Genomic DNA, 11,347 nt, shown 5'->3' on the forward strand with positions numbered 1-11,347 from the left:
CCCTTACGTTCGGCCCCTCAGCCCCGCCAGAACTGGGGCATGAACAGCACAAGCACGGTGAACAGCTCCAACCGGCCCAGCAGCATAGCCAGCGACAGCAGCCATTTCGCAGAATCCGGCAGGGACGAGAAGGTGCCGGCCGGACCGATGATGTCGCCAAGCCCCGGCCCCACATTCGCCAGCGCGGTCACCGCGGCGCTGGCGCTGGTGATGAAGTCCAGCCCCAGGGCCATCAGCGCGATGGTGATCACGCTGTAGGCGGTGAAGAACAGCGCGAAGAAGACGATCACCGATCCCAGCACGTCATCGTCCAGCTGCCGGTTGCCGTACTGGCGCGGAAAGACGCCGCGGGGATAGATCAGGTGGAGGAAATGGGTGCGCAGTACCGTCACCATCACCTCGAACCGGAAGATCTTGATGCCGCCGGCGGTCGAGCCGGTGCAGCCGCCGATGAAGGTCAGTCCGAAGAAGACGCCGACCGCAAGATTTCCCCATTGGCTGTAATCGGTATAGGCATAGCCGGTGGTGGTGACGACCGACACCACGTTGAAGGCCACCAGCCGCAGGGCGTCGTGGAAGTCGTGCCCGTGCTTCAGCGCCAGCCAGATGCTGAGCGGCAGGATCACCGCGGCCAGGAAGCCCAGATATGTGCGTACCTGGCTGTCCTTCCACAGCGCGTCGCGCTGGCCGGTCAGGGTGCGGACGTAAAGCACGAAGGGCAGGCTGCCCAGCAGCATGAACAGCGTCACCAGCCAATGCAGGACCGGGTTTTCGAAATGGCCGATTGAGCTGTCGGAGGTGGAGAAGCCGCCGGTCGACAGGCTGCTCAGCGCATGCACCACCGCCTCGAAGGGCGTCATCCCGGCCATCCAGTAGCAGACCCCGCAGATCGCCGTCAGCCCGGCATAGACCGCGACGATCGCCTTGGCGATCTGCTGGGCGCGCGGCAGCACCTTCTGCGACCGGTCGGAGGATTCGGTGCGGAACAGCTGCATGCCGCCCACCCGCAGCGCCGGCAGAACCGCGATGGCGACGCCGATGATGCCGATGCCGCCCATCCATTGCAGCAGCGCCCGCCACAGCAGGATGCCCTCCGTCGTCCGGTCCAGCCCGACCAGAACCGTCGATCCGGTGGTGGTCAGCCCCGACATGGTTTCGAAGAAGGCGTTGGCGTAGTTCAGCGACAGGTCGGGAAAATGGCCGAACTGGAAGGGCAGGGCGGCGAAGGCCGCGGTGCTGGTCCAGGTCAGCGGCGTCAGCAGGAAGGCCTGTCTCAGCGACAATCCGCCATGCAGGTGGCATCGGGTGCCGAGCGCCCCCGCGCCGCCGCAGGCGCCGGTGAAGGCGGCCGAATAAAGAAAGACCCTGGCGTCCGGGTTGCCATAGGCGAAATCGACCGCGGCCGGGATCAGCATCGTCGCGGCGAGCGCCAGCAGCACGATGGAGACGATGAACAGGATCGGCCTGAAATTCGGCATGATGTCTCTGGTCAAGGGAGTGGGCGGCGGGAAGGCAATGACGTGTCCGGCAGGGCCGTACGGCCGGTCAGAAGAATTCCAGCCCGACCGCGAACAGCTTTTCGACCTTGCGCACCAGATCGGCGGTGGCCATCACGATGACGCGGTCATGCGGTTCGATCACCGTCTGGCTGGTTGGGATGATGACCTCCCCGCCGCGGACCAGCGCGCCGATCATCATGCCGGCCGGCAGAGCGATGGACCCGATGGGGCCGCTGACCGCGCGCGAGGTCTCCAGCGCCTCGGCCTCCACCACCTCGCCGAAATTGTCGCCGATGGTCTGCACCGCCGCGACCCGGCCGCGCCGGACATGGCGCAGGATCGAGGACACGGTAACCGCCGCCGGATTGACCACCACGTCCATCCCCAGCCCGGCGACGATCGGCGCGTAGGACGTCTTGTTCAGCAGCGTGATCGCCCGCCCGCAACCGGCGCGCTTGGCCAGCAGCGAGGTGAAGACGTTGGTTTCGTCGTCGTTGGTGACGGCGACGATGGTCTCGGCCCGGCCGACCTGCGCCTCCTCCAGGATCTCGTGGTCCAGCGCATCGCCGTTCAGCACCACCGTGCTGGAGCGCAGCGAGCGCGAGATCAGCTCCGCCCGGTCCGCGTTGCCCTCGATCATCTTGATGGAGATGCCGCGCATGTGCCGTTCGACGATCTGCGCCAGGTTGAAGCCGACATTGCCGCCGCCGGCGATGACCAGACGGCGGGCCGGCGCCTCGCTGTGGCCGAACAGGGCGACGACGCGGACGATGTCGGCGGTGCGGCACACCAGATGCACGTCGTCGCCCAGCCGCAGCTGGTCGTTCCCCTTTGGCACGAAGCCGGCGCCGTCGCGGAAGACGGCCAGCACGGCCGCGCGCACGTCCGGAAACATCTCGGTCAGGCGGCGCAGCGGCGTGTTGAGCAGGGGCGAGCTGTTGGTGCAGTGGACGCCGATCAGGTGCACCTTGCCGTCGGCGAGCGGCACCATCTCGAACGCGCCGGGGGAACGCAGGCGCCGCGCGATGCTGTGGGCGATCTCCACCTCCGGCGAGATGACGACGCTGATCGCCAGATGCTGTGCGGAGAACATCGCCGACCATTCCGGCTGCAGATAGGCCTGCTTGCGGATGCGGGCGATGCGCAGCGGGATGTTGAACACCGAATGGGCGACCTCGCAGGCCACCATGTTGACCTCGTCGGAATGGGTGACGGCGATCAGCATGTCGGCATCCCGCGCCCCCGCCTGGGCCAGCACATCCGGGTGCGAGGCATAGCCGACCATCCCGCGCACGTCGTGGCTCTCGTCCATCCGCTGCGCCAGCTCGGTCGAGGTGTCGATCACCGTGATGTCGTTGTCTTCCAGCGCGAGGTGCCGCGCGATGCTGGCCCCGACCTGCCCCGCTCCACAGATGATCACCTTCATGCGCCTGCCCCCGGCCTGTCCACGCTGCACCCCGGCCCAACCGGCCGATGTCAGCAAATGACGGCAAAGGCGAAGCGTTGCAAGCCAAAGCGGATCCGACAGGACCGAGGCGGCCGGGAGCGGGACGCAAAACCTTCCCACGGCTCTGTCCATCGAGTGCTCCCCCGGCGGGCGGTTCGGTGGCAGGATGCGGGGCGGAGCCTCCGTAAACCGACACCACCGAAGGAACGTCCATGTTGAAGCTGCGCTGGAGCCCCACCTCGCCCTATGTGCGCAAGGTGATGATGGTCGTCATCGAACGCGGGCTGGAGGATCGGGTGGAGCGGGTGGCGACCGATCCGTGGTCGGCCGAGACCGACCTGCCCAAGGAGAACCCGCTGGGCAAGGTTCCCGCCCTGACGCTGGAGGAGGGTACCACCCTGTTCGACAGCCCGGTCATCGTCGAGTATCTCGATTCGCTCGGCGACCGGGCGCCGCTGTTCCCGCCGGCAGGGCCGGCACGCTGGACCGCACTTCGGTTCCAGGCGATCGCCGACGGCATCTGCGACGCCGCCATCCTCCGCCGGCTGGAGTCCATGCGCCCGGACGGCGAGAAATCGGAAGGCTGGATGGAACGCCAGCGCAAGGCGGTCGCCCGTGCGCTCGACCTTCTGGAGACAGATGCGGCGGCGCTGGCCGGAGAAACAACCATCGGCACGCTCGCCGTGCTGGCGGCGCTCGGCTATCTCGATTTCCGTTTCGGTCATGAGGACTGGCGTGACGGCCGCCCGGCGCTTGCGTCATGGTTCGACAAGGCGGCGGACCGCGACAGCCTGCGGCGCACCGCACCGCCGGTGTAACACCCGCAATAAGACGAATGTCATGCCCTGAAGACGCGTAATAAAGCGGCGCCTGACCCCGGCGGGCGCCGCTTTTGCTTCGCAGCGCTGTTTACGTTCGATTCACCATGGCTGGCCAATGGTCGGCCATCGACCATCGTCGGAGCCGGTGATTTCGCGAGCGCAGCGATATTTCGATTGTGCGTCGCGAAAACTTCATCGAAGCGTCACCCAAACAGACAAAGAGAGGGGCTACCCATGGCGTCGGCCGGCCTGCGGAGAACCGCGGGTCCGGTGCGGACAACCTCCAGACCACGGGTGGCCCACATGGCAGATCGCGCCGACCAGCGCCGGCGATCCGGCATCAAGTCGAAAATGCTGATCGCATTCGGCACCGTGGCGGCACTGCCCTGCCTCGCGGCGGTCGTCGGCTGGATGTCCTACGGCGCGGTCCGGGGACATGTCGCCGACATCACGGGAACCCAGGTGCCGGTGCTGAGCGCCGCGCATGGCCTCGCCACCACCACGGCGCGGGTGCTGGCGCTGGGACCGCTGATCGACGCCGCATCGTCGGAGGAGGATTTGACCCGGCTGCGCAGTGCCATGGCGGCGCAGCGCGCGGAGTTGGACGGTCAGCTCGCCCGGCTGGCCGACGGGCATGGCGACATCGGCCGCATGGGCGAGCTGGCGGCCACCGCCCGTTCGCTTTTGGGCACCATCGACGCGCTGGGCGCGGCGACCGGCCGCCGGCTGAGCCTGCAGGAACAGCGCAGCGCCCGGCTGGCGGAGTTGAGCGACGCCCATGCCCGGCTGCTGGCGGCGCTGAAGCCGGACATGCAGGCCTCGCGCGAACAGCTCGCCCAGGCGATCGCCGCGATGGTGGAGGCGACCTCGCAATCCTCCGAGGCGATCGGCGGCGAACTGGGGCAGACGGTGATCCCGCTGTTCCAGCTGCGCGGCGCGGAGGCGGCGCTGACCAAGGCGCTGCTGATCGGCGCCTTCGAGACCGACCGGTCCAAGGTGATGTCGCTGTCCACCGACTTCGATTCGGCGCTGTCCGACCTGCAAGGCGCCCTGCGCCCGCTGGCGAAGAGCGAGGCGGCCGCTCCCGTCGTCGCGACGATCAACGAGCTGTCGGCCTACGGCGACGGCGACAAGAGCGTCTACACCCGCCGTGTCCGCCAGCTGACCCCCGGCATCGGGGAGGCGGAAGCGCACAAGCTGGCTGAGTCCCAGGCCGCCGCGGTCGATGAGATCGTCCGGCTGGACCGCGACGCCAACAGCCGCATGCTGCCGCTGATGCTGAACTCCCGCGGGCGCATCGCCGAGGCCGGGAATGCCATCGCGGAGCGGATGCAGGATCTCTCCACCAACGTCGTGCCGGAGGCCCAGCACCGCTACACCGTGCTGAGCGGCCTGATGGCGGACGCCAACCTGCTGGCCGGCAAGCTGGCCGAGGCCGGCAATGCGGAGACGCCGGCCCGGCTGGCAGCTGCGCGCCGCACGCTGGACCCGCTGGCCGCGACCATCCGCAAGTCGTTGCAGGAGTCGCAAGGCGATCTGGGGGCAGAGGTCCGCCGGCTGGCCGAATGGCTGTTGGTGCTGGGCTTCGGCGACGACGGCATCCTGGCGCTGCGCGGCGGCGAACTGGCGGCCTATGCCGAGAATGCCGCACTGATCGACAGCAACCGCAGCACCGGCGCCGCCCTGACCGGGATGGTCGACGGGCTGGTCCAGTCGGCAGAGCAGGCGACCGCCGCCGGCGCGTCCGCCGCCCATGACGCGCTGGAGCGCACCAACCAGGTGCAGATCCTGCTGGCGACCGCCGGCGTGCTGCTGGCCGGGCTGATCGTCTCCCTCTATGTCGGGCGCCACGTCGTCGGCCGGATGGAAGCGCTTGCCGACGCCATGCGCCGGGTCGCTGCCGGCGACCTGACGGTGGAGCAGAAGGCCGACGGCAACGACGAGATCACCGACATGGCCCGCGCTCTGTTCGTCTTCATCGCCAACGCCCGCGCCATGGAAGAGGCGCATGAGAAGGTGGAGATCGAGCGCCGCAACGCCGCCTCGGCCCGCCGGACCAGCATGCTGGAGATCGCCGACCAGTTCGAACGCAATGTTCTGAGCAGCGTGGAGACCCTGGCCGAGGCCGCCCGCGTGATGGCCGCCCGCGCCCGCTCGCTGACCGACATCGCCGCCAATGCCAACGATCGGGCGGATGCCGCGATGCAGCTGTCCGGCGAGATGGCGGCGGGAATCCAGCAGGTGGCGACCGCCGCATCCGAAATCTCGCAGTCCATCGCCGAGATCAGCAAGCGCACCGGCGAATCGGCCCGCATCATCGGTGACACCGCCGCCGGGGCGGAGCAGGTGAAGGCCACCGTTGCCGACCTGTCGAGCACGGCGGGGGAGATCGGCACCGTGGTCGGACTGATCGACGAGATCGCCGGCCAGACCAACCTGCTGGCGCTGAACGCCACCATCGAAGCGGCGAGGGCAGGGGAGATGGGCCGCGGTTTCGCGGTGGTCGCGGGCGAGGTGAAGGCGCTGGCCGGCCAGACGGCCCAGGCCACCGCCGAGATCGCCCGCCAGATCGCCGCAACCCAGGCGGCCAGCCGCCAGACGGCGGAGGTGGTGGCGACCATGACCGGCAGCGTCCAGCGCATCGAATCCAACGCCTCCGCCATCGCCTCGGCGGTGGAGGAGCAGGCGACCATCACGTCGAGCATCGTCGACAGTTCCCACCGGGTCGCGGTAGGGACGCAGGCGGCGTCGGACCATGTCGCCGGCCTATCGGAAGCCGCGGCCAAGGTGCGCGCCCAGGCCGGCGACGTGCTGCAGGTTGCGGAAAGCCTGTCGCACGAGGCGACCAGCCTCGGCTCCGCCGTGCATCTGTTCCTTCAGGAAATCCGGGCGGCGCGATGACCGTCGCGAAGCCGGCAAGAACGGGTCGGTTTCATAAAACTGACACGTAAACAAAACAAACCCGTCACCAGCGGTGGCTATGGTCACCGCGACGAAGAAGGCGGGTTACGACCTCCGGCGAAGGCCGGGATTTTCCCAGACCCAACGACACCGTCCAAACCTATCGGGAGTTTTGCCGTGAAAACCATGACCTCGGCGTTCGTTCGCTGCGCCGCCTTCGGTGCCCTGGCCGTTCTGTCCGTGTCGGTCGCCCCGCTGTCGGTCGCCTCGGCCGCCGACATCTCCGGCGCCGGCGCCACCTTCCCGTACCCGATCTATGCCAAGTGGGCCGACGCCTACAAGAAGGAGACGGGCACGGGCCTGAACTACCAGTCGATCGGTTCGGGCGGCGGCATCAAGCAGATCAAGGCCAAGACGGTCACCTTCGGCGCGTCGGACATGCCGCTGAAGCCGGAAGAGCTGGAGCAGGCCGGCCTGATCCAGTTCCCGATGATCATGGGCGGCGTCGTTCCGGTCGTGAACCTGAAGGGTCTGAAGTCCGGCGAGGTCAAGCTGTCGGGCACGGTTCTCGCCAACATCTACATGGGCGAGATCACCAAGTGGAACGATCCGCAGATCAAGGCCCTGAACCCGAACGTCAACCTGCCGAACACCGCCATCGCGCCGGTGTACCGTTCCGACGGGTCGGGCACCAACTTCCTGTTCACCGACTACCTGTCGAAGACCAGCCCGAAGTTCAAGACCCAGATCGGCGCCAACTCTTCCGTCCAGTGGCCGGCCGGCATCGGCGCCAAGGGCAATGAAGGCGTGGCCAACATGGTCAAGCAGACGGACGGCTCGATCGGCTACGTCGAATACGCCTACGCCAAGCAGAACAACATCACGTATGTCGGCCTGCAGAACAAGGACGGCAAGACCGTCGTTCCGAAGATCGAGGCCTTCCAGGCCGCCGCGGCGAACGCCGACTGGGCCAACGCCAAGGGCTACTACGTCATCCTGACCGACGAGCCGGGTGCGGAGAGCTGGCCGATCACCGGCGCCAGCTTCATCCTGATGTACAAGAACCCGCAGGATGTCGCGGTCTCGGCCGAAGCGCTGAAGTTCTTCGACTGGGCGTACAAGAACGGCGCCAAGATGGCCACCGATCTGGACTATGTCCCGATGCCGGAGGCGGTCGTCTCCTTGGTCCAGAAGACCTGGTCGCAGTCGATCCAGGCCGACGGCAAGCCGATCTGGACCGCGTCGGCCAAGTAACCACGGCCAACCCGACCCCGGGTTGCGCCGGCAGACGGCGCACTCCGGGGGCATGATCCGCCGGTGGGGACGGAAATTTCGCCGCCCCCACCGCACGCCTCACGGAGCGGCCATGACCGAGATCGCGCTGACCTTGACCGACGCACACGCTTCCACCGCCCGACGGGCCCGCCGCCAGCGCCTGCAGGATGCGGCTTTCCGCAACGCCACGCTCTTTTTCGCGCTGCTCGTCCTGTTCATTCTGGGCGGCGTCACGGTTTCTCTCATCGACGGCGCGCTTCCGGCACTGCGCGCGTTCGGCTTCGGGTTCGTCACGACCGAAGTCTGGAACCCGGTGTCGGAGGAATTCGGCGCGCTCGCCCCCATTTACGGCACGCTGATCACGTCGGTCATCGCCATGGCTGTCGGCATTCCGGTCAGCTTCGGCATCGCGCTGTTCATCACCGAGATGTGCCCGGCCTGGCTCAAGCGACCGCTCGGCGTCGCCATCGAGCTGCTGGCCGGCATTCCCAGCATCATCTACGGCATCTGGGGCCTGTTCGTCTTCGCCCCCTTCATGCAGTCGACCATCCAGCCCTTCCTGATCAACACGCTGGGTCAGGTCCCGGGCATCGGCAACCTGTTCATGGGTCCGCCCTATGGCATTGGCATCCTAACCGCCGGGCTGATCCTGGGCATCATGGTGCTGCCCTTCATCACCTCCATCACCCGCGACGTCTTCGAGACGGTGCCGCCGATGGTGCGCGAATCCGCCTACGGGCTGGGCGCCACCACCTGGGAAGTGGTGTGGAACGTGGTGCTGCCCTACACCCGCACCGGCGTGGTCGGCGGCGTCATGCTGGGGCTGGGCCGCGCGCTGGGCGAGACGATGGCCGTCACCTTCGTCATCGGCAACGCGCACCGCATCAGCTCCTCCATCATGGCGCCGGGCACGACGATCTCGGCCTCCATCGCCAACGAATTCACCGAGGCGGTCGGCGACGTCTATACCGCCTCGCTGGTGGCGCTGGGCCTGATCCTGTTCCTGATCACCTTCGCCGTTCTGTCGATCGCCAAGCTGATGCTGCTGCGCCTGCAGCGCCAGGCCGGAGTCTGAGGCCATGAGCATGTCAAGTTCCGCGGCGCTCGCCGCTCCGGCCGGCGGCCTGTACAACCGCCGCCGCATCGTCAACAAGGTGGCGCTGACCCTGGCGCTGGGCGCCGCAGGCTTCGGCCTGTTCTGGCTGGTCGCCATCCTGTGGACGCTGCTCTACAACGGGCTGTCGGCGATCAACATCGCCCTGTTCACCGAGAACACGCCGCCGCCGGGCGGGGAGGGCGGCCTGCTGAACGCCATCTTCGGCAGCGTCATCATGACCACGGTCGCCACCCTTGTCGGCACGCCGATCGGCATCATGGCCGGCACCTACCTTGCCGAGTTCGGTCGCGACGGCAAGCTGGCCGAGGTGGTCCGCTTCATCAACGACGTGCTGCTGAGCGCGCCGTCGATCATGGTCGGCCTGTTCGTATACGAGGTGATGGTCATCCGCATGGGCCATTTCTCGGCCTGGGCGGGGGCCATGGCCCTGGCGGTCATCGTCATCCCCGTCGTGGTCCGCACGACCGAGGACATGCTGAAGCTGGTGCCCAACAGCCTGCGCGAGGCCGCGGCGGCCCTTGGTGCGCCGCAGTGGAAGGTCATCACCTTCGTCGCCTACCGCGCCGCTCGCAACGGCATGATCACCGGCGTCCTGCTGGCCATCGCCCGCATCAGCGGCGAGACGGCCCCTCTGCTCTTCACCGCCCTGAACAACCAGTTCTGGAGCGCGGACATGAACGCGCCGATGGCCAACCTGCCGGTGGTCATCTTCCAGTACGCGATGTCTCCCTACGAGGACTGGCGCCAGCTGGCCTGGGGCGGCGCGCTGCTGATCACGGTCGCCATCCTGCTCCTCAACATCGGCGCCCGGCTGCTGGCCGGTCTCGGCTCGACGAGAAAGTAACCATGACGATGACCCACATGGACGCCAACAGCCCCGCCCACGGCAGCCCCGCCCACGGAAGCCACGGGATGCCCCCCGGCATGATCCCCGGCGCCGGTGCCGATCGGCCGATCGCCGGTGCCGGCCTGCCCGAGAAGATCAGCATCCGCAACCTGGACTTCTTCTATGACGGCTACCGTGCCCTGAAGGACGTCTCGCTGCCGCTCTACGACCGTCAGGTCACCGCCTTCATCGGTCCGTCGGGCTGCGGCAAGTCGACCCTGCTGCGCATCCTGAACCGGATGTACGACCTCTATCCCAAGCAGGTCGCGACCGGCGAGGTCATGCTGGACGGCGTCAACATCCTGTCGCCCAAGCAGGACCTGAACCTGCTGCGCGCCCGCGTCGGCATGGTGTTCCAGAAGCCGACGCCCTTCCCGATGTCGATCTACGACAACATCGCCTTCGGCGTGAAGCTGTACGAGAAGCTGTCCCGCGCCGAGATGGACGAGCGGGTGGAGTTCTCGCTGCGCCGCGCCGCGCTGTGGGACGAGGTAAAGGACAAGCTGCGCCAGAACGGCATGAGCCTGTCCGGCGGCCAGCAGCAGCGCCTGTGCATCGCCCGCGCCATCGCGGTCAAGCCGTCGGTCCTGCTGCTGGACGAGCCGACCTCGGCGCTCGACCCCATCTCCACCGCCAAGTGCGAGGAGCTGGTGGACGAGCTGCGCTCCGACTACTGCATCGCCATCGTCACCCACAACATGCAGCAGGCGGCCCGCATCTCCAACTTCACCGCCTTCATGTATCTGGGCGAGCTGATCGAGTTCGGGAACACGGAAGAGATCTTCACCAATCCGACCAAGGAAAAGACCTCCGAATACATCACCGGCCGTTTCGGCTGACGTCCATGCTCCGCCGATCCTCCCCACCACGGGGAGGATCGGCGGAGAATTGTCGTTGGGCTACATATTGTAGGTTGTCCATGGGTGGCGGTTCATTCAACCTCTGCCTTTCGTACGATTCTCAAGTGGGGTAGGATCGGGCCACTCGCTGTGATGCCCAGGCACATGATCTCGGCATGGAAATCGCCGGACATGCAATGCTGGCTGTGATCATGGCGCAGCATCAGTCCAGCCGCGACGCCGGAGCTAATGGGCCGAAGCGGCGCAGCACGCCTTTGATCTTGCCCTGGTTGGGTGGGGCAAGATCAGAGCCAGCCTGGATCTGTTCCGGAGACGAACCCTTCTGGCGGCGTGATCCAGGCAAAGTGCGCAAGAACCACCAAACCAGGGCAAGATCATTTTGCGATAGGACCGACAAGCGAGACGGCATGCGACGTCGTATGAAGAGCGTATATTTCCATAAGTATTCTTATGTGCCTCTTTGTTGTAGGCGCAAAGCTAAAATGTCAGTCCAGCGCAACATAGAAGCGTCAGTCTTCCATCCCGTTTTCGACGGCTGGGA

General features: G+C 66.9%; 8 protein-coding genes. 6 read left to right on the plus strand and 2 right to left on the minus strand.

All coding sequences use genetic code 11. The features are described from left to right. Positions 1-17: 17 nt before the first annotated feature. Together FZ983_RS31150 and trkA are read right to left on the minus strand one after the other, a co-directional pair. Positions 18-1,478: a TrkH family potassium uptake protein gene (locus tag FZ983_RS31150; RefSeq protein ID WP_149228459.1), complete on the minus strand. Its 1,461-nt coding sequence runs from the start codon at positions 1,476-1,478 to the stop codon at positions 18-20. Between the two features lie 67 nt (positions 1,479-1,545). Continuing rightward, a complete protein-coding gene (gene trkA, locus FZ983_RS31155; RefSeq protein WP_149228461.1) occupies positions 1,546-2,925 on the minus strand; it encodes a Trk system potassium transporter TrkA in 1,380 nt (459 codons plus the stop codon). A gap of 233 nt (positions 2,926-3,158) precedes the next feature. Between trkA and FZ983_RS31160 the strand changes: the two genes are divergently transcribed. The 6 genes from FZ983_RS31160 (at position 3,159) to pstB (ending at position 10,785) form a co-directional block, all read left to right on the plus strand. Beyond that, complete coding sequence (locus FZ983_RS31160; protein ID WP_188092587.1) at positions 3,159-3,764, plus strand: glutathione S-transferase N-terminal domain-containing protein; 606 nt, start codon at positions 3,159-3,161, stop codon at positions 3,762-3,764. A gap of 306 nt (positions 3,765-4,070) precedes the next feature. Next, a complete protein-coding gene (locus FZ983_RS31165; protein WP_247884060.1) occupies positions 4,071-6,668 on the plus strand; it encodes a methyl-accepting chemotaxis protein in 2,598 nt (865 codons plus the stop codon). Positions 6,669-6,854: 186 nt separating this feature from the next. After that, on the plus strand, positions 6,855-7,922 hold the full coding sequence (gene pstS, locus FZ983_RS31170; protein WP_149228480.1) for a phosphate ABC transporter substrate-binding protein PstS: 1,068 nt from the start codon (positions 6,855-6,857) through the stop codon (positions 7,920-7,922). Between the two features lie 112 nt (positions 7,923-8,034). Then, positions 8,035-9,018, plus strand: coding sequence for a phosphate ABC transporter permease subunit PstC (gene pstC / locus FZ983_RS31175; protein WP_149228465.1), 984 nt, complete (start codon positions 8,035-8,037; stop codon positions 9,016-9,018). 4 nt (positions 9,019-9,022) lie between these two features. Continuing rightward, positions 9,023-9,904, plus strand: coding sequence for a phosphate ABC transporter permease PstA (pstA, locus tag FZ983_RS31180; RefSeq protein WP_149228467.1), 882 nt, complete (start codon positions 9,023-9,025; stop codon positions 9,902-9,904). A gap of 80 nt (positions 9,905-9,984) precedes the next feature. After that, positions 9,985-10,785 carry a phosphate ABC transporter ATP-binding protein PstB gene (pstB, locus tag FZ983_RS31185; protein WP_211103020.1) on the plus strand — a complete coding sequence of 267 codons (801 nt, stop codon included), beginning with the start codon at positions 9,985-9,987 and terminating at the stop codon, positions 10,783-10,785. The last annotated feature ends 562 nt before the right edge of the window (positions 10,786-11,347 follow it).

Source organism: Azospirillum sp. B21, assembly GCF_008364825.1.
GTDB lineage: Bacteria > Pseudomonadota > Alphaproteobacteria > Azospirillales > Azospirillaceae > Azospirillum.

Coding starts and splice junctions, on each gene's coding strand:
- FZ983_RS31150 (WP_149228459.1), bottom strand. CDS start 1,478: ATGCCGAATTTCAGGCCGATCCTGTTCATCGTCTCCATCGTGCTGCTG.
- trkA (WP_149228461.1), bottom strand. CDS start 2,925: ATGAAGGTGATCATCTGTGGAGCGGGGCAGGTCGGGGCCAGCATCGCG.
- FZ983_RS31160 (WP_188092587.1), top strand. CDS start 3,159: ATGTTGAAGCTGCGCTGGAGCCCCACCTCGCCCTATGTGCGCAAGGTG.
- FZ983_RS31165 (WP_247884060.1), top strand. CDS start 4,071: ATGGCAGATCGCGCCGACCAGCGCCGGCGATCCGGCATCAAGTCGAAA.
- pstS (WP_149228480.1), top strand. CDS start 6,855: ATGACCTCGGCGTTCGTTCGCTGCGCCGCCTTCGGTGCCCTGGCCGTT.
- pstC (WP_149228465.1), top strand. CDS start 8,035: ATGACCGAGATCGCGCTGACCTTGACCGACGCACACGCTTCCACCGCC.
- pstA (WP_149228467.1), top strand. CDS start 9,023: ATGAGCATGTCAAGTTCCGCGGCGCTCGCCGCTCCGGCCGGCGGCCTG.
- pstB (WP_211103020.1), top strand. CDS start 9,985: ATGATCCCCGGCGCCGGTGCCGATCGGCCGATCGCCGGTGCCGGCCTG.